This is a genomic window from Pantoea sp. XY16, assembly GCF_025153065.1.
Taxonomy (GTDB): domain Bacteria; phylum Pseudomonadota; class Gammaproteobacteria; order Enterobacterales; family Enterobacteriaceae; genus Pantoea; species Pantoea alfalfae.
This window is the reverse complement of record NZ_JANZNP010000010.1, coordinates 223823-242066: the sequence shown is the minus strand read 5'-3', so window position 1 is coordinate 242066 and position 18244 is coordinate 223823. Positions and strand designations below refer to the sequence as shown.

Annotated in this window: 15 protein-coding genes; 14 read left to right on the top strand and 1 reads right to left on the bottom strand. The window is 55.1% G+C overall.

Annotated elements, in window-relative coordinates; translation table 11 throughout:
* Nucleotides 1–423: 423 nt before the first annotated feature.
* Nucleotides 424–1563, bottom strand: coding sequence for a tRNA epoxyqueuosine(34) reductase QueG (gene queG / locus N1689_RS15505; RefSeq protein ID WP_260059380.1), 1140 nt, complete (start codon nucleotides 1561–1563; stop codon nucleotides 424–426).
* Between queG and nnr the strand changes: the two genes are divergently transcribed.
* The 14 genes from nnr to rlmB all read left to right on the top strand — a co-directional run bounded on the left by nnr (nucleotide 1562) and on the right by rlmB (nucleotide 18025).
* A complete protein-coding gene (nnr, locus tag N1689_RS15500; protein WP_260059377.1) occupies nucleotides 1562–3082 on the top strand; it encodes a bifunctional ADP-dependent NAD(P)H-hydrate dehydratase/NAD(P)H-hydrate epimerase in 1521 nt (506 codons plus the stop codon). The two genes, queG and nnr, sit on opposite strands and share 2 nt — an antisense overlap.
* Nucleotides 3079–3555, top strand: a complete 477-nt coding sequence (gene tsaE / locus N1689_RS15495) for a tRNA (adenosine(37)-N6)-threonylcarbamoyltransferase complex ATPase subunit type 1 TsaE (protein ID WP_222924939.1) — start codon at nucleotides 3079–3081, stop codon at nucleotides 3553–3555. The genes nnr and tsaE overlap by 4 nt, the downstream gene beginning before the upstream one ends.
* Complete coding sequence (amiB, locus tag N1689_RS15490; RefSeq protein WP_260059376.1) at nucleotides 3552–5222, top strand: N-acetylmuramoyl-L-alanine amidase AmiB; 1671 nt, start codon at nucleotides 3552–3554, stop codon at nucleotides 5220–5222. The genes tsaE and amiB overlap by 4 nt, the downstream gene beginning before the upstream one ends.
* A 46-nt stretch (nucleotides 5223–5268) precedes the next feature.
* Nucleotides 5269–7128, top strand: a complete 1860-nt coding sequence (mutL, locus tag N1689_RS15485; protein WP_161734920.1) for a DNA mismatch repair endonuclease MutL — start codon at nucleotides 5269–5271, stop codon at nucleotides 7126–7128.
* Nucleotides 7121–8071 carry a tRNA (adenosine(37)-N6)-dimethylallyltransferase MiaA gene (gene miaA, locus N1689_RS15480; RefSeq protein WP_161734917.1) on the top strand — a complete coding sequence of 317 codons (951 nt, stop codon included), beginning with the start codon at nucleotides 7121–7123 and terminating at the stop codon, nucleotides 8069–8071. The genes mutL and miaA overlap by 8 nt, the downstream gene beginning before the upstream one ends.
* 103 nt (nucleotides 8072–8174) lie before the next feature.
* Complete coding sequence (hfq, locus tag N1689_RS15475; RefSeq protein WP_260059374.1) at nucleotides 8175–8486, top strand: RNA chaperone Hfq; 312 nt, start codon at nucleotides 8175–8177, stop codon at nucleotides 8484–8486.
* 72 nt (nucleotides 8487–8558) lie between these two features.
* Nucleotides 8559–9839, top strand: coding sequence for a ribosome rescue GTPase HflX (gene hflX, locus N1689_RS15470; RefSeq protein ID WP_161734914.1), 1281 nt, complete (start codon nucleotides 8559–8561; stop codon nucleotides 9837–9839).
* 227 nt (nucleotides 9840–10066) lie between these two features.
* Nucleotides 10067–11305 (top strand): FtsH protease activity modulator HflK, encoded by a 1239-nt coding sequence (gene hflK / locus N1689_RS15465; RefSeq protein WP_161734911.1) that lies wholly within the window; start codon nucleotides 10067–10069, stop codon nucleotides 11303–11305.
* A gap of 3 nt (nucleotides 11306–11308) precedes the next feature.
* Nucleotides 11309–12313 carry a protease modulator HflC gene (gene hflC, locus N1689_RS15460; protein WP_161734908.1) on the top strand — a complete coding sequence of 335 codons (1005 nt, stop codon included), beginning with the start codon at nucleotides 11309–11311 and terminating at the stop codon, nucleotides 12311–12313.
* A gap of 56 nt (nucleotides 12314–12369) precedes the next feature.
* Nucleotides 12370–12570 carry a DUF2065 domain-containing protein gene (locus tag N1689_RS15455; RefSeq protein ID WP_010256126.1) on the top strand — a complete coding sequence of 67 codons (201 nt, stop codon included), beginning with the start codon at nucleotides 12370–12372 and terminating at the stop codon, nucleotides 12568–12570.
* A 166-nt stretch (nucleotides 12571–12736) separates the two neighbouring features.
* Entirely contained in the window at nucleotides 12737–14035 is a 1299-nt protein-coding gene (locus N1689_RS15450) for an adenylosuccinate synthase (protein ID WP_031592738.1), read from the top strand.
* A 218-nt stretch (nucleotides 14036–14253) separates the two neighbouring features.
* Entirely contained in the window at nucleotides 14254–14697 is a 444-nt protein-coding gene (gene nsrR, locus N1689_RS15445; protein ID WP_161734886.1) for a nitric oxide-sensing transcriptional repressor NsrR, read from the top strand.
* Nucleotides 14698–14713: 16 nt separating this feature from the next.
* Nucleotides 14714–17209: a ribonuclease R gene (gene rnr / locus N1689_RS15440; protein ID WP_161734883.1), complete on the top strand. Its 2496-nt coding sequence runs from the start codon at nucleotides 14714–14716 to the stop codon at nucleotides 17207–17209.
* 81 nt (nucleotides 17210–17290) lie between these two features.
* Nucleotides 17291–18025 (top strand): 23S rRNA (guanosine(2251)-2'-O)-methyltransferase RlmB, encoded by a 735-nt coding sequence (rlmB, locus tag N1689_RS15435; RefSeq protein WP_161734880.1) that lies wholly within the window; start codon nucleotides 17291–17293, stop codon nucleotides 18023–18025.
* The last annotated feature ends 219 nt before the right edge of the window (nucleotides 18026–18244 follow it).

The window sequence follows — 18244 nt, the reverse complement described above, 5'->3', positions numbered from 1 at the left end:
GGAATAGCTCAGTTGGTAGAGCACGACCTTGCCAAGGTCGGGGTCGCGAGTTCGAGTCTCGTTTCCCGCTCCAGATTTTACATCACCCCCTGTTTCAGTTCGTTATATGGCTGTTTTTGGTCGCGTGATTTTAGTTGTCTCCTGAAGGTTATCCACAGCACCACCCCCCATCTTTCATGCCTGTCAGGGCGATCTGTAAATATCTTCTGAACAGAGTTATCCACAGCTTTGTGATTTAACCGCAGCGGTAGTCTCATTATTAAATAAACACAAATTTTTCATAAGTGGTTGATATTTATGTTTATGAAGATATTTCAATTTGTTATTTCACAGTGAAATCAGCGTTGTTGCAGTTGAATGACAACGGCTTTTTATTTTTATTCACAGCATGTGGAAAACGATATCCAGCGGCTCGCTGTTCAATCATGCATCACGCGGTAAACCCTTCTCAACTGCACGAACCAGCCGTTTCTGCTGGGCGGGCTGCACTTCAACTACCAGCAGCTCACGTTTCTGCTGCTGTTGTATCACTGCCCACTGAATATGTTCATCCAGCAGTTCACTCTCACCAAGTCGTTGTTCCAGCACCTGAATGATGTGGGGCGACCAGGGTGCATTACCCAGCGCCACGGCAATATTGCGCAGCCAGCGTAAATGGCCAATACGGCGAATGGCTGAGCCTTCCGTGATGCGTAAAAATTTCGCTTCATCCCACTGAAACAAATCGAGCAGCTCCGGTGCATGTAAAGCCGCGCGCGGTGAAAAGTCGCTTTCGTCACTGAGTTGTCCATAGCGATTCCACGGACAGATCAGCTGGCAGTCATCGCAGCCATAAATGCGGTTACCCATCAGCGGACGAAATTCTTCCGGGATAGCCCCTTCCAGCTCAATGGTGAGATAGGAGATACAGCGCCGGGCATCCACGACGTAAGGCTCAACGATTGCGCTGGTGGGGCAGATGGTCATGCAGGCAACGCAGCGGCCACACTGCTCCTGCTGCGGAGTGTCGACCGGCAGCGGAATGTCGATCAACAGCTCGCCGAGGAAAAACCACGAGCCGGCTTCCCGATTCAGTATCAGCGAATGTTTGCCGGTCCAGCCGAGTCCGGCTTTGGCCGCCAGCGGGCGCTCCAGCAGCGGTGCCGAATCCACAAACGGCCGGAAATTCAGCTCGCCACAGTGCTGCTGGATCATTTCTCCGAGCTTTTTCAGTCGATTGCGCAATACTTTGTGGTAATCACGACCGAGTGCATAACGGCTGACATAGCCCAGTCGGGGATTTTTCAGCGTGGTGGCAAAGGCAGCTTTGGCCGGAAGGTAGTTCATACGAACGCTGATGACGCGCAGCGTGCCGGGCAGCAACTCATGAGGACGCGCCCGCATCATGCCGTGTCGCGCCATCCATGCCATCTCACCATGATACTGCTTATCGAGCCATTCCTGCAGGCGCGGCTCTTCTGCACTGAGATCGGTATCGGTGATGCCGACCTGCTGAAAGCCGAGATCCAATCCCCACTGTTTAATCTGTTGTGCGAGTTCATGAAGATCGAGAGGGTATGACATGAGTGACCAGGATTCGAAGAAAAACAGCCGCAGTTTACCATATTCTGTCTGGCCTGCGCAGGCTGTGGCACAGCTTGAGCAACAGGGAGCCGATGCGCTCGGGATTACTCTGTATGAGCTGATGCAGCGTGCCGGGCAGGCCGCTTACGAGCATCTGACAGCGCACTGGCCCGAAGCCAGCCACTGGCTGATCCTGTGCGGTCATGGCAATAACGGCGGTGATGGCTATGTGCTGGCGCGTCTGGGGCAGGCGGCGGGCAAAACCATCACGTTGCTGGCGTGCGAAAGTGAAAAAGCGCTGCCGGAAGAGGCACAGCGTGCGCGGGACGCATGGCTGGATGCGGGCGGTGAAATTCATGCGGCCGATGCGGCCTGGCCAGATCAGGTTGATATGATTGTCGATGCCCTGCTGGGAACGGGCAGCAATCGTGCGCCCGAAGAACCTTATGCCACGCTGATCCAGCAGGCGAACGCCCATGCGGCACCGATAGTCGCCATTGATATGCCTTCTGGCTTATCCGCGCGCAACGGCACTGCGCCCGGCGAGGTGATTAATGCCAGTCATACGCTGAGTATGGTCGCACTGAAACCGGGCCAGATCACCGGCAAGGCGCGAGACTACATCGGAAAGCTCTGGTATGCCGATCTTGGTCTGGCTGCTTTTCTGGCCGGAGAAGAGGCACCTATCGCCCGTTATGATGCCAGCGCATTAACTCGCTGGCTTAAGCCACGTAAACCGACCTCGCACAAGGGCAGTCACGGCCGGCTGCTGGTCGTGGGAGGCGATGCGGGCACCGCGGGCGCCGTTCGAATGACGGCAGAAGCCGCGTTACGCAGCGGCAGTGGGTTGGTGCGAGTACTCACTCACAAAGATAATATTATTCCGATTCTGACCGCACGGCCTGAAATTATGGTCGATGAACTGACTGATGAACGCCTGACGGAGGCGCTGGAGTGGGCTGATGTCATCGCGATTGGACCCGGTCTGGGTCAGCGCGAATGGGGAAAGCAGGCATTGAAGCGGGTAGCAGGCAGTGAAAAGCCGATGCTTTGGGACGCGGATGCACTTAACCTGCTGGCAATCAGTGCTGAGAAACGTCAGAATCGCATTATTACGCCGCATCCTGGCGAAGCGGCGCGTTTGCTGAATATCGAGACCAGTGAAATTGAGAGTGACCGCTTACATGCAGCGCAGACATTGGCGCAGCGTTATGGTGGCGTAGTGGTACTGAAAGGTGCCGGCACGCTGATTGCCAGCGAGCAGGGCGAAATGGCCTTTGCGGATGTAGGCAATGCCGGTATGGCGTCCGGCGGTATGGGCGATCTCCTGAGTGGAATTATCGCCTCGCTGGTGGGTCAGAAACTGACGCTGTTCGATGCGGCCTGCGCGGGCTGCGTTGCACATGGTGCAGCGGCCGATGCGGTTGCGGCAGAACGCGGTACTCGCGGTATGCTGGCCACTGATTTACTGGATCTGCTGTGGCAGTTTGTTAATCCTGAGATGAATAAAGAAGCATGAAGACCTGTGTTATTTCTTTGCCCGATGAGGCGGCTACGCTCAGTTTGGGCGCTCAGCTGGCGCGCGCCTGTGGCAGCGCGGCAGTGATTTATCTCTATGGCGATCTGGGGGCGGGTAAAACCACCTTCAGCCGCGGCTTTCTGCAGGCGCTGGGCCATCAGGGCAATGTCAAAAGTCCTACTTACACCCTCGTTGAACCTTACACGCTGGATGACCGTACGCTCTACCACTTCGATCTTTATCGCCTTGCCGATCCCGAAGAGCTTGAGTTTATGGGCATCCGCGACTACTTCAGCGGTGATGCTATCTGTCTGGTGGAATGGCCTCAGCAGGGTGCCGGTTTTCTGCCACAGCCCGATCTCACCTTAACGCTACGTTATGCGGGTGAGGCGCGTGAAGCAGAACTGACGGCACAATCCGCGTCCGGCCAGCAGTGGCTTGAACACGTTGGTCAAAGCAGGGATGAGGCATGATGTCACGGATGAAAATAGCACTGGTATCACTGCTGCTGCTGGTCTGTACGCCCCTGTTTGCCGCCACGCTGTCTGATATCAAAGTGGCCAATGGCGATAGTCAGGCTACCGTTACGCTGAACTTTGCCGGACAGCCGGTCTATGCCTTTTTCTCTCTGCACAACCCGAATCGTGTAGTGCTGGATGTGCGCCAGAGCGGCGTGGTTCAGGGGCTGCCGTTAAATTTCAGCGGCGAAAACATCGTAAAGCGAATTCGCACCAGCACCCCTAAAGATAAACAGAGCGTGCGGCTGGTGTTTGAGCTGACGCAGGCGGGTAAAACCCGGGCGGTCACCCAGCGCAATGGCAACAGCTACAGCGTAGTCTTCACCATTACCGGTAAGCCACCTGCTGTTACGCGCAGTGTGCCTGCGCCCGTCACAGCACCGACGCGCGTACCCACCCAGAGTGCCGCAGCGGCTAACCCCTTTAATTCGAATCCGGTGACGTCCGTGACCAGCACAGCCAGCACCGTGAGTCCTGGCCGGGCCGTCAGCCAGAACGATACCGTGATTGTGGCGATTGATGCCGGACATGGCGGTCAGGATCCCGGCGCCATCGGGCAGCGCGGACTGAAAGAGAAGAACGTCACGATCGCGATTGCACGTAAACTGCGGGTGTTGCTGAATAACGATCCGATGTTTAAAGGCGTCCTGACGCGTGATGGCGACTATTTTATCTCGGTTATGGGCCGCTCCGACGTGGCGCGTAAAGCCAACGCCAACGTGCTGGTTTCAATTCATGCTGACGCCGCGCCGAGCCATGCGGCGACCGGTGCATCGGTCTGGGTATTATCAAACCGCCGGGCCAATAACGAGATGGCTAACTGGCTGGAGCAGAAAGAGAAACAGTCTGAGCTGCTGGGCGGCGCAGGTGACCTGCTGGCTAACAGTCAGGCCGACCCCTACCTCAGCCAGGCGGTACTTGACCTGCAATTCGGCCACTCGCAGCGGGTCGGTTATGACATCGCCCAGAAAGTGTTGCAGCAGATGCGCAGCGTGACGTCGCTGCATAAACGTCTGCCTGAGCATGCCAGTCTTGGCGTGCTGCGTTCACCCGATATTCCTTCTTTGCTGGTGGAAACCGGCTTTATCAGTAATTCCTCGGAGGAGCGACTGCTTGGCAGTAGCGCACACCAGGATAAGATTGCGCAGTCGATCTATAAGGGTCTGCGCACTTATTTCCTGGCGCACCCGCTGCAATCCATCCCAAAGGAGGAAAACCGGCCGCTGGGCTCGTCGCCAGCGGTTAGCGTCGCCAGCAACCCGGCGACAGGTGTGACACAATATACCGGAGCAACGCAGCGCCATACGGTAACGCGTGGTGAGACACTTTCCGGTATTGCCGCGAAGTATGGCGTCAGCATGAACACCCTGCGTGAGATGAACACCCTGAAGCGGGATGTGGTGTGGGTCGGACAGCGACTCAAAGTGCCGGCCAGTGCAGTCGCCAGTCGCACCACGCGCGCTACGCCACGCGGCGTTGTGCGCCACAAAGTTGTGGTGGGCGATTCATTAACCGGCATTGCCGCACACTACGGCGTCAGTCCGAAAGCGATAATGCAGACCAATAATCTGAAGTCGACCAACGTCATGTTGGGGCAGAACCTGAAAATTCCTGCATCCTGATTGTTTGCCCGGCCCCTGCGCCGGGCTGCCAGCTAAAAGGAAAACCATGCCGATTCAAATTTTACCACCCCAGCTGGCTAACCAGATTGCGGCGGGTGAAGTGGTTGAGCGTCCTGCCTCCGTGGTTAAAGAGCTGGTGGAGAATAGCCTGGATGCCGGCGCGACGCGCATTGACGTTGATATTGAAAAAGGCGGCGCAAAGCTGATTCGCATTCGTGACAACGGGTGCGGCATCGTGAAAAGCGAGCTGTCGATGGCACTCGCCCGTCACGCTACCAGTAAAATAACCTCACTGGATGACCTGGAAGCGATCATGAGCCTGGGTTTTCGTGGTGAAGCGTTGGCCAGTATCAGTTCTGTCTCCCGCCTGACACTCACCTCACGCACCGCCGATCAAACTGAAGCCTGGCAGGCCTATGCAGAAGGGCGTGATATGGCGGTAACGGTTAAACCGGCGGCGCATCCCTGTGGTACCACACTGGAAGTGCTGGACCTGTTTTATAACACGCCGGCACGCCGCAAATTTATGCGCACCGAGAAAACCGAGTTCGGTCATATCGACGAGGTCATTCGCCGTATTGCCCTGGCACGTTTTGATGTCGCCCTTTCGCTAAGCCACAACGGTAAAATGATGCGTCAGTATCGGGCCGTCAGCGAGGAGAGCCAGCGCGAACGGCGGCTGGCTTCTATCTGCGGCACCACGTTTATGCAGCATGCGCTGCGCATCGACTGGCAGCATGACGACCTCTCGCTGCGCGGCTGGGTTGCCGACCCTGCCGGTTCGCGCCAGGTCACCGATCTGCAGTATTGCTATGTGAATGGCCGAATGATGCGCGATAAACTGATTAACCACGCTATTCGCCAGGCGTTCCAGACTCAGCTCCAGGATGACCAGCAGCCCGCTTATGTGCTCTATCTGGAGATCGACCCGCATCAGGTTGATGTCAACGTCCATCCGGCCAAGCACGAAGTACGGTTTCATCAATCACGCCTGGTGCATGACTTTATCTATCAGGGTGTGGTCAGCGCATTACAGGCGATGGCGACACCGACCTTACCTGCGCTCCAGGCAGAAGAGCCCGCACCGCGCTGGCAGCCGGAAAACCGTCAGGCAGCAGGCGGTAATCATTTTGCGCAGCCATCGGCATCCGTCAGTGAGAAGAAATCAGCAGCATCCGGGCGTGAAACACAGCCTGCTCCGGCCTGGCAGAACAAAGAGAATGGGTATCGTCAACGTGAAGGGGCGGTTTATCAGCAGTTGCTGAAAACGCCTGTCAGCACGTCATCACCGCCAAAAGCCCGCGAGCCGATAGCGCGTCAGCCCGAAAGACCCTCGCCACTGGCCGCGCATGCTCAAAGTTTTGGCCGTGTACTGACCGTGTTACACAATCACTTTGCACTGCTGGAGCAGGATCAGACATTAATGCTGATGGCGTTGCCGGTGGCGGCGCGCTGGCTGAAACAGGCGCAGCTTGAACCGGGCGAAGAGGGGCTTAAACCGCAGCCACTATTGATCCCGGTGCGCCTGAAAATCGCCCAGGAAGAACGACAGGCAGCAAAAGAAAAGAGCAGCCTGCTCAATCAGATGGGCATTGAACTTCAGCCCGAAGGAGACCACGTGACATTGCGCGCGGTGCCTTTACCGTTACGAACACAAAATTTACAAATCTTGATTCCTGAGCTGTTAGGCTATCTCGCCCGGCAGCAGGAGATCTCTGCGACGCAACTGGCCCAGTGGCTGGCGCGGCGTCAGGATACAGAGTCCTCCGACTGGAATCACTCACAGGCGATCAACCTGCTGGCAGAGCTTGAACGGCTTTGCCCACAGCTGCTGAAATCGCCGCCTTCAGGCTTATTACAGCCCATAGAGATTGAGAGCGCGATCAACGCGTTGAAGCATGAGTGAATTAAACCAGGCTGGCCGGCCAAAGGCTATTTTTTTGATGGGACCCACGGCGTCTGGCAAAACGGCTTTAGCAATTGAATTGCGTAAGCAGTTACCAGTGGAACTAATCAGCGTAGATTCTGCCTTAATCTATCGTCAGATGGATATTGGCACGGCGAAACCGTCGGCTGAGGAGTTAGCAGTGGCGCCCCATCGTCTGCTCGACATCCGCGACCCCGCAGAAACCTATTCGGCAGCGGAGTTCCGGCGGGATGCTTTAGCAGAAATGGCGGATATCGTTGAAGCCGGACGAATACCGTTGCTTGTTGGTGGAACCATGCTCTACTTCAAGGCGTTACTTGAAGGATTGTCGCCGTTGCCCTCGGCCGATCCCGACGTTCGTCAGCGGATAGAGCAAACGGCGCGTGAAAAAGGCTGGGAAGCTTTACACCGCCAGCTGTGTGAAATCGACCCGGTTGCCGGCAGTCGTATTCATCCGAATGATCCGCAGAGACTTTCGCGAGCACTGGAAGTTTTTTTTATTTCGGGTAAAACTTTAACGGAACTGACAAAAACATCCGGTGAAGCGTTACCCTACGACGTGCAACAGTTTGCCATCGCCCCCGCGAGCCGCGAATTGCTGCACCAGCGCATCGCGTTGCGTTTTGAGCAGATGTTGGCGTCAGGATTTGAAGCGGAGTCTCGGGCCCTGTTTGCACGAGGTGATTTGCATACGGACATGCCTTCCATTCGTTGTGTTGGTTATCGTCAGATGTGGTCTTATTTGTCGGGCGAAATCGATTACAGCGAGATGGTTTATCGGGGAATTTGCGCAACCCGGCAGCTTGCTAAGCGACAGATGACCTGGTTACGCGGTTGGGAAAATGTTCACTGGCTTGACAGTGACGAGCCCCGGCTGGCGCGTGATACAGTGTTACAGGTTCTTAGTGCGAAGCATGGGTGATTGTGTACAATTGATGGGTTATCGTGCGCAAATTTTTACGCAGTTTTTTCAGAACCATAGGTTCTACTTGCAACAAACAACAAGCATATAAGGAAAAGATAGAATGGCTAAGGGGCAATCATTACAAGACCCGTTTTTGAACGCACTGCGTCGTGAACGTGTTCCGGTTTCGATTTATCTGGTTAACGGTATTAAGCTGCAGGGTCAGATTGAGTCATTTGATCAGTTCGTCATTTTGTTGAAAAACACGGTGAGTCAGATGGTGTATAAGCACGCCATTTCTACCGTTGTTCCTTCACGCCCGGTTTCTCACCATAGCAATAATACCGGTGGCGGCAGCAACAATTACCATCATGGCGGCAGCAACATAACTGCGCAGCCACAGCCACAACAAGACGGTGATAACGCAGAATAACGCGTCACCGTACAGCCAGGAACGGAGAACAGCGGTTTTCCGTCCTGGTCTTTTATTTAGCGAGGTTATAGCTTGTTTGACCGTTATGAAGCCGGTGAGCAGGCCGTACTGGTACACATCTGGTTCTCCCAAGACAAAGAAGTAGAAGATTTGCAGGAGTTTGAAACCCTGGTCTCTTCTGCTGGCGTTGAGGCGCTGCAAGTGGTTACTGGCAGCCGCAAAGCGCCACACCCCAAGTATTTTGTCGGTGAAGGAAAAGCCGTTGAAATTGCCGATGCGGTAAAAACAACAGGAGCATCGGTCGTATTATTCGATCATGCCCTTACGCCCGCTCAGGAAAGAAACCTCGAGCGCCTGTGCGAATGCCGTGTCATTGATCGCACCGGTCTGATTCTGGATATCTTTGCCCAACGCGCACGTACCCACGAAGGTAAATTGCAGGTTGAGCTGGCACAGCTGCGCCATCTTGCGACACGTCTGGTACGCGGCTGGACGCACCTTGAACGTCAGAAAGGCGGGATAGGCTTGCGTGGCCCGGGTGAAACACAGTTAGAAACCGACCGTCGTCTGCTGCGCGGACGTATAAGTCAGATCCTGTCACGTCTTGAGCGGGTTGAAAAACAGCGTGAGCAGGGACGACAGTCTCGTGCTAAAGCGGATGTGCCAACGGTTTCGCTGGTGGGTTACACCAATGCCGGCAAGTCGACCCTCTTTAACGCCATGACCTCTGCCAACGTCTTTGCCGCAGACCAGCTGTTTGCGACACTTGACCCTACACTGCGCCGTCTGAATGTTGCCGATGTCGGAGATGTCGTTCTGGCGGACACGGTGGGCTTTATCCGCCATCTTCCTCACGATCTGGTTGCCGCATTTAAAGCTACGCTGCAGGAGACACGTCAGGCGACGCTGTTACTGCACGTGATTGATGGTGCCGATCTTCGCGTTACGGAAAATATCGCCGCCGTCGATACCGTACTGGAAGAGATCGAAGCGGACGAAATTCCGACCTTACTGGTCATGAATAAAATCGATATGCTCGACGGATTCGAACCGCGTATCGATCGCAACGAAGAGAACCTGCCCATCCGCGTCTGGCTTTCCGCCCAGACTGGTGCAGGCATTCCGTTGCTGTGGCAGGCCCTGTCCGAGCGCCTGTCAGGTGAAATTGCCCAGCACGCGTTACGTCTGCCACCGGAGGCGGGGCGACTTCGCAGCCGTTTCTATCAGTTGCAGGCGATTGAGAAAGAGTGGAATGAAGACGACGGCAGTGTAGGATTGCAGATACGTATGCCCATCATTGAGTGGATGCGTTTATGTAAGCAGGAACCGTCGCTGACCAGTTACATTGTTTGATATTGCCCAAACGCATTTACCTTAAAAATTGAAGATTGTCGCACTTTCGTTGCAGGCCTGAATACGCAGGATTTACCCGGGTATTTCGGATTTCAGCAAGGCGGCAACTGAGTGAATCCCCGGGCGCTTACGCAGATGAGTGAGCGGGGTGAGCGAAGGCAGCCAACACCGCTGCAATCCGAAAGATGAAGGGTAAAAACCGTAATTACAATAAATGGAGTAGAGACATGGCGTGGAATCAGCCCGGAAATAACGGACAGGACCGCGACCCGTGGGGAAGCAGCAATAATCAAGGCGGCAACTCTGGGGGAAATAAGGGAGGACGGGAATCCGGGCCTCCTGATCTGGATGATATCTTCCGTAAGCTGAGCAAGAAGCTTGGTGGACTGGGTGGTGGCAAACAGAGCGATAACGGTCAACGCGGCTCCGGCAGCGGAGGCAAAATCGTTGGCATCGTGGCTGTTGCTGCTGTAGTCATCTGGGCTGCAAGCGGTTTCTACACCATCAAAGAAGCGGAACGCGGCGTGGTAACGCGCTTCGGTAAGTTCAGTCACCTGGTTGAGCCCGGGCTGAACTGGAAACCGACATTTGTTGATCAGGTACGTGCGGTTAACGTTGAATCGGTGCGTGAACTGGCGGCTTCTGGCGTGATGCTGACCTCAGATGAGAACGTGGTACGCGTGGAGATGAACGTGCAGTATCGCGTGACCGATCCGGAACGTTATCTTTATGCCGTGACCAGCGCGGATGACAGTCTGCGTCAGGCGACTGACAGTGCGCTGCGCGGCGTGATTGGTCGTTCTACCATGGACCGCATTCTGACTGAAGGTCGTACCGTGGTGCGTAGCGATACCCAGCGTGAAATCGATGAAACAATTCGCCCTTACAACATGGGGATCGCGGTACTGGACGTCAACTTCCAGGCTGCCCGTCCGCCGGAAGAGGTGAAGTCTGCGTTTGATGATGCGATTGCCGCACGTGAAAACCGCGAACAGTATGTCCGTGAAGCAGAAGCTTACGCCAATGAAGTTCAGCCTCGAGCTAATGGCCAGGCGCAACGTATTCTGGAAGAGGCGCGCGCTTACAAAGAGCGTACCGTGCTGGAAGCGCAGGGTGAAGTGGCGCGTTTCGCCAAGATTTTGCCGGAGTATAAAGCCGCGCCTGAAATTACCAAAGAGCGTCTCTATATTGAGACAATGGAACGCGTGCTGAGCCATACCCGCAAAGTACTGGTTAACGATCGGGGTAACAACCTGATGGTACTGCCGCTGGATCAACTGATGCGTGGTGGTCAGTCTGCACCAGGCCAGAATGGTCAGAAAGGCGGTAACAGTTCTTCGCTGCCAGCCATCTCCGATCGCAACGCCAGCCGCAATGACACGTCGTCATACAGTCCGGACAATATCATGGATCAGCGTCGGGCGAATGCTCAGCGCAGCGACAGCCAGCGCGAAGGGAGAGAGTAATCGATGCGTAAGCCAATAGTATTTTTAATCATTGTCGTGCTGGTGGCGCTCTATGCGTCGCTGTTTGTGGTGCAGGAAGGGCAGCGAGGCATTGTTCTGCGCTTCGGTAAAGTCCTGCGCGACGGCGAAAACAAACCGCAGGTATTTGAGCCGGGTCTGCATTTTAAGATTCCATTCCTGGAAACGGTTAAAACGCTGGATGCGCGAATTCAGACGATGGATAACCAGGCCGATCGCTTCGTCACCAAAGAGAAGAAAGATTTGATCGTGGACTCCTACATCAAATGGCGTATCAGCGATTTCAGTCGCTACTACCTGGCTACCGGTGGCGGTGATGTTTCTCAGGCAGAAGTGCTGCTGAAACGTAAGTTCAGTGACCGTTTGCGTTCTGAAATGGGTCGTCTGGATGTGAAGGATATCGTCACAGACTCCCGTGGTCGCCTGACCACCGATGTGCGTGACGCGCTGAATACTGGTTCTGCGGGCAGCGATGATGAAATCGCCACGCCTGCGGCTGATGATGCGATTGCCAGCGCAGCAGCCCGTGTCGAGCGCGAAACCAACAGCAGCGAGCCGGCACCGAATCCGAACAGTATGGCAGCACTGGGTATTCAGGTTGTGGATGTGCGCATCAAGCAGATCAACCTGCCGACAGAAGTCTCCGATGCCATCTTCAACCGTATGCGTGCTGAGCGTGAAGCCGTAGCGCGTAGTCAGCGTTCACAGGGTCAGGAAGAGGCGGAAAAACTGCGCGCCCAGGCCGATTACCAGGTGACGCGTACGCTGGCTGAAGCCCAGCGTGAAGCCCTGATCACGCGCGGTGATGGTGATGCAGAAACGGCGCGGTTGTTTGCCGATTCGTTCAGTAAAGATCCTGACTTCTACGCCTTTATTCGTAGCCTGCGTGCCTATGAAAACAGCTTCAATAGCGATCAGGATGTGATGGTGTTAAGCCCGGATAGCGACTTCTTCCGATATATGAAGGCGCCCTCTAACGCAACACGCTAAGAACTGATATAACCTGTGGGCCGACAATGTTGTCGGCCTTTTTTTTAGGATTCAGAATGAAAACAAGCATCTGGATGGCGCTGGCGCTGGTGTTAGTGCTGGAAGGGTTGGGACCGATGTTTATGCCGCGCGCCTGGCGACGCATGATCCTGACGATGACGCGGTTGCCCGATCGTCTGCTGCACCGCTTTGGGGGAGGACTGGTCGTTGCTGGCATGGTGATTTACTGCATGCTCAGCCTGCACGGCAACCTCTAGTACCCGAGTTCACACCGGCTAAATTGTGCCTCTTCGCGCCATTATCCCCAACATGTTGTAGTGATCAAAACTCAGGCAAAAAAGCGCGCAATCGTATGCTAAAAGTGCTGAAAGCCATGGGATCAGATGGTAGAATCCTTTTTTAAGCAATCGGTGATTTTGAGAAATGGGTAAGAACGTCGTCGTACTGGGCACCCAATGGGGTGACGAAGGTAAAGGTAAGATTGTAGACCTTCTGACTGAGCGCGCGAATTACGTTGTGCGTTATCAAGGCGGCCACAATGCGGGCCACACGCTTGTCATCAACGGTGAAAAAACCGTCCTCCACCTGATCCCTTCTGGCATTCTGCGCGATAACGTAACCAGCATTATTGGTAACGGCGTAGTGCTTTCTCCTGAAGCCTTAATGAAAGAGATGAAAGGCCTGGAAGCGCGCGGGATCCCGGTACGTGAACGTCTGCTGATTTCTGAAGCCTGTCCGCTGATCCTGCAATATCACGTTGCGATGGATATGGCGCGTGAACGTGCCCGTGGTGCCAAAGCGATTGGTACTACCGGCCGTGGCATCGGCCCTGCTTATGAAGATAAAGTCGCTCGCCGTGCACTGCGCGTTAGCGACCTGTTCAACAAAGAAACCTTTGCTGCCAAGCTGAAAGAAGTGGTCGATTTCTACAACTTCCAGCTGGTTGAGTACTACAAAGAGCCGGCAGTGGACTTCGACAAAGTGCTGAGCGATGTGATGGAAGTCGCTGACATCCTCACGGGCATGGTGGTTGACGTCTCTGAACTGCTGGACGTTGCGCGTAAGCGTGGCGATCTGATTATGTTTGAAGGCGCGCAGGGTACGCTGCTGGATATCGATCACGGAACCTATCCGTACGTGACGTCGTCCAACACGACCGCAGGTGGCGTGGCAACCGGTTCAGGCATTGGTCCGCGTTATGTCGACTACGTGCTGGGTATTGTGAAAGCGTACTCAACCCGCGTGGGCGCAGGCCCGTTCCCGACCGAGCTGTTCGATGAAACTGGCGAATTCCTCTGTGCGCAGGGCAATGAGTTTGGTGCGACCACCGGACGTCGCCGTCGTACCGGCTGGCTGGATGCGGTCGCGGTTCGCCGTGCGGTTCAGATTAACTCCCTGTCAGGTTTCTGCATGACCAAGCTGGACGTGCTGGATGGCCTGAAAGAAGTGAAAATCTGTGTTGCTTACCGTATGCCTGATGGCCGCGAAGTGACCACGACGCCACTGGCGGCAGAGAACTGGGAAGGCATTGAGCCGATCTACGAAACCCTGCCAGGCTGGAGCGAGACCACGTTTGGCGTGAAGACGCTGGAAGGTTTGCCTCAGGCCGCACGCGACTACATTAAGCGTGTAGAAGAGGTAACGGGTGTGCCGATTGATATCATCTCAACCGGTCCCGATCGCAGTGAAACGATGATTCTGCGCGATCCGTTCGACGCATAATCACTCAGGCCGGACGCTGTCCGGCCCTTGTTTTTCCACTATTTGATGCCACTTTACCTCCCTTCGCTTGTCAAACCTTGTGCTGGCTTAAAAAAACGCACGGCAAATCAGACTCTGGTTTATCATCGTAGTTAATCGAATGGCAATCCGATTTAATCCTGACATCAATCACAGGGCGAATAATGCAATGCCACGCCTGAAGGTTCACTGAGGTTACTGTGCAGCTCACGAGTTTTACTGATTATGGCTTACGGGCGCTGATTTATCTGGCAGCGTTGCCTGAAGATCAGCAGACCAATATTACGGAAGTGACAAACACCTATGGTTTGTCCCGTAATCATATGGTCAAAATCATCAATCAGCTGAGCCGTGCGGGCTACGTTGCTGCAACGCGTGGTAAAAATGGGGGCATTCGCCTGGGTATGCCGCCTCGTCAGATTGTCATTGGCGACGTGGTACGCAAGATGGAACCGCTACAATTAGTGGACTGCGCCTCCTGTTCCATCACACCAGCCTGCCGTCTGAAGCAGGCACTGCACGATGCAGTGCAGCGCTTTTTGCAGGAGCTGGATAGCTATACGCTGGCAGATTTGGTCGAAGGTAATACACCACTTTATGAAATCATCCTGTCCAAATCGCCGCCGGAAATAAATATTAAATGACATCGGAGGAACCGCTATGTCAAAAGATCCTTTTCAGGATAGAGAAGCTGAAAAATACGAAAATCCTATTCCAAGCCGTGAATTTATTCTGGCTCTGTTAGAAAAACGTGAAAAACCAGCCAGCCGTGAAGAGCTGGCTGAAGAGATGAATCTGCACGAAGAAGAGCACCTTGAGGCGCTACGTCGCCGTCTTCGCGCCATGGAACGTGATGGTCAGCTGGTGTTCACCCGCCGTCAATGCTATGCGCTGCCAGAACGTCTTGATCTCCTGCGGGGTAAAGTCATTGGCCATCGTGATGGCTACGGCTTCCTGCGGGCAGAAGGTCAGAAAGATGACCTCTACCTCTCCGCAGAGCAGATGAAATTCTGTATGCACGGTGACGTAATCCTGGCGCAGCCGCTGGGTGCCGATCGCAAAGGCCGCCGCGAAGCGCGCGTGGTCCGCGTGCAGGAACCGCGCAACAATCAGATCGTTGGCCGCTACTTTACCGATGCGGGTGCCGGCTTTGTGGTGCCTGACGACAGTCGCCTGAGTTTTGATATCCTCATCCCGCCTGAAGAGACGATGAATGCCCGCATGGGTTCTGTGGTGGTGGTTGAGCTGGTCCAGCGTCCGAACCGTCGCACCAAAGCGATCGGTAAAGTGGCTGAGATACTGGGCGATGATATGGGCACCAGCCTGGCCGTTGATATGGCGCTGCGTACCCATGAAATTCCGCACACCTGGCCGCCAGAAGTGGAAGCTCAGGTCAGCAAGCTGAAAGAAGACGTCCCGGAAGAGGCCAAAAAAGGCCGCGTCGATCTGCGCAAACTGCCGCTGGTCACCATAGATGGTGAAGATGCCCGTGACTTTGATGATGCGGTCTACTGCGAGAAAAAACGCGGTGGCGGATGGCGTCTGTGGGTCGCTATCGCCGATGTGAGCTATTACGTCCGTCCGGGTACGCCACTGGATGACGAAGCGCATCAGCGCGGCACCTCAGTCTACTTCCCGTCGCAGGTTGTGCCGATGCTGCCGGAAGTCTTGTCGAATGGCTTATGCTCGCTTAACCCGCAGGTCGATCGACTCTGTATGGTGTGCGAGATGACCATTTCGACTAAAGGTAAGCTCACCGGCTTTAAGCATTACGAAGCGGTGATGAACTCCCATGCGCGTCTGACCTATAACAAAGTCTGGAACATCCTGCAGGGCGACAAAGAGTTGCGTCAGCAGTATGCACCGCTGGTCAAAGATCTTGAAGAGCTGCACAACCTCTACCAGGTACTGGATGCTGCACGTGAAGAGCGCGGCGGTATCTCGTTTGAAACGGAAGAAGCGAAGTTCATCTTCAACGCCGAGCGCCGTATTGAACGTGTTGAGCGCGCGTCACGTAATGACGCCCACAAGCTGATCGAAGAGTGCATGATCCTGGCGAACATCGCCTCAGCACGCTTCGTTGAGAAAAATCAGGAACCGGCACTGTTCCGCGATCACGATCGCCCGACCGATGAGAGCATCAAGAGCTTCCGTACCGTGCTAAACGAGCTGGGACTGACTCTGCCAGGCGGCAACAAACCGCAGCCTGTCGACTATGCGGCGCTGCTGAAGCAGGTTGCCGATCGTCCTGATGCAGAGATGCTCCAAACCATGCTGCTGCGTTCGATGAAGCAGGCGGTTTACGATCCGGAAAACCGCGGTCACTTTGGTCTGGCACTCTCATCGTATGCGCACTTTACTTCGCCAATTCGCCGCTACCCGGATCTGACGCTGCACCGCGCCATCAAATATCTGCTGGCAAAAGAGCAGGATGAAGGTAAAGGCCTGGTACAACGCGCCATCAAATACCTGATGCCGAGAGAGCGCAGCGTCGCCAAAGATATGACGACAGCAACCGGCGGCTATCACTACGAGATGCCGGAGATGCTGCAACTGGGTCTGCACTGTTCCCTGACCGAACGTCGCGCCGATGAAGCAACCCGCGACGTCGCGGACTGGCTCAAGTGTGACTTCATGCAGGACCAGGTTGGCAACGTCTTCAACGGCGTTATCTCCAGCGTGACCGGATTTGGCTTCTTTGTCCGCCTGAGCGATCTGTTCATCGACGGACTGGTCCACGTTTCAACCCTCGACAACGATTACTACCGTTTTGACCCGGTAGGTCAGCGTCTGATTGGTGAATCGGGCGGCCGTACCTATCGTCTGGGTGACACCGTTGAAGTACGTGTCGAAGCGGTCCATATGGACGAGCGTAAAATCGACTTCGCTCTTATCTCCAGCCAGCGTCAGGTGCGTGGTGAGGGTAAAACCGCGCGTGATCGGGCGAAGCGTGAAGACAACGCGCCAGCGAAGCGTCGTCGTAACGTGAACAAAAAGTCCAACTTCGAGCCGGATGCTGCATTCCGGGGTGACAAGGGCAAACCAGCCGTGGCGAATACCGAGAAAAAAAGTAAAAACGTCTCGGAAAAAACCCGTAAAATCGCCGCCGCCACCCGGGCGAAGCGCGCCAGAAAAAAAGCTGAGCCTGAAGGCTGAGCGTAATAGAGTGCGCATACCCGCCCTTTATTTCCGCAGAAAGGGCGGTCATTTATTCATTTCCAACCACTGAGCAGATCGATGAGCGAAATTATTTTTGGTATCCATGCCGTGCAGGCGCTGCTGGAACGTGATCCACAACGTTTCCAGGAAGTCTTTATCCTCAAAGGCCGCGACGATCGTCGCCTGCAACCCGTGGTCACCGCGCTGGAAGCTCAGGGGATCGTGATTCAACTGGCCGAGCGTAAGTGGCTCGATAGCCAGGTTGAAGGCGGTGTGCATCAGGGCATCGTGGCACGGGTAAAACCGGGTCGTCAGTATCAGGAAGGCGACCTGCCGGATCTGCTGCAGAGCCTGGAGAAGCCTTTCCTGCTGGTGCTGGATGGGGTTACCGATCCGCACAACCTGGGTGCCTGCCTGCGCAGCGCCGATGCGGCCGGTGTTCATGCGATTATCGTGCCCAAAGATCGTTCTGCTCCCCTGAATGCCACGGCCAAAAAAGTGGCCAGCGGTGCGGCAGAGAATGTGCCGTTGATTCGCGTCACTAATCTTGCGCGTACACTGCGCCTGCTGCAGGAGTACAACATCTGGGTGGTCGGCACCGCAGGTGAAGCGGACCATACCGTCTTCCAGAGCAAAATGACCGGTCCGATGGCGCTGGTAATGGGCGCGGAAGGCGAAGGCATGCGTCGTCTGACCCGCGAGCATTGCGATGAGCTGATCAGCATTCCGATGGCGGGCAGTGTTTCTTCACTCAACGTCTCGGTCGCAACCGGTGTCTGCCTGTTTGAAGCAGTGCGTCAGCGCAACGCCTGATCCCCGATGTGATCCTCGCCACAAATTAGTTTCTGTACCAGGCATAACTGCGCGTCATTCGTATATACCCAAAGGATTTCGGGTTGCATTGAGGCGGCAAGAGAACGAATCCCGATGAGCTTACATGAGTAAGTGATCCGGGTGAGTGAACGCAGCCAACAAAAATGCAGCTTGAAAGACGACGGGTATACTTACTGAGTGACATCCGCGAGGAGTGGT

Excerpts from the sequence above, each read along its gene's own strand:
- tsaE (WP_222924939.1), top strand. The coding sequence starts at position 3,079 with ATGAAGACCTGTGTTATTTCTTTGCCCGATGAGGCGGCTACGCTCAGT.
- N1689_RS15450 (WP_031592738.1), top strand. The coding sequence starts at position 12,737 with ATGGGTAAGAACGTCGTCGTACTGGGCACCCAATGGGGTGACGAAGGT.
- rlmB (WP_161734880.1), top strand. The coding sequence starts at position 17,291 with ATGAGCGAAATTATTTTTGGTATCCATGCCGTGCAGGCGCTGCTGGAA.
- miaA (WP_161734917.1), top strand. The coding sequence starts at position 7,121 with ATGAGTGAATTAAACCAGGCTGGCCGGCCAAAGGCTATTTTTTTGATG.
- queG (WP_260059380.1), bottom strand. The coding sequence starts at position 1,563 with ATGTCATACCCTCTCGATCTTCATGAACTCGCACAACAGATTAAACAG.
- hflK (WP_161734911.1), top strand. The coding sequence starts at position 10,067 with ATGGCGTGGAATCAGCCCGGAAATAACGGACAGGACCGCGACCCGTGG.
- rnr (WP_161734883.1), top strand. The coding sequence starts at position 14,714 with ATGTCAAAAGATCCTTTTCAGGATAGAGAAGCTGAAAAATACGAAAAT.
- N1689_RS15455 (WP_010256126.1), top strand. The coding sequence starts at position 12,370 with ATGAAAACAAGCATCTGGATGGCGCTGGCGCTGGTGTTAGTGCTGGAA.
- mutL (WP_161734920.1), top strand. The coding sequence starts at position 5,269 with ATGCCGATTCAAATTTTACCACCCCAGCTGGCTAACCAGATTGCGGCG.
- amiB (WP_260059376.1), top strand. The coding sequence starts at position 3,552 with ATGATGTCACGGATGAAAATAGCACTGGTATCACTGCTGCTGCTGGTC.
- hfq (WP_260059374.1), top strand. The coding sequence starts at position 8,175 with ATGGCTAAGGGGCAATCATTACAAGACCCGTTTTTGAACGCACTGCGT.
- nnr (WP_260059377.1), top strand. The coding sequence starts at position 1,562 with ATGAGTGACCAGGATTCGAAGAAAAACAGCCGCAGTTTACCATATTCT.
- hflC (WP_161734908.1), top strand. The coding sequence starts at position 11,309 with ATGCGTAAGCCAATAGTATTTTTAATCATTGTCGTGCTGGTGGCGCTC.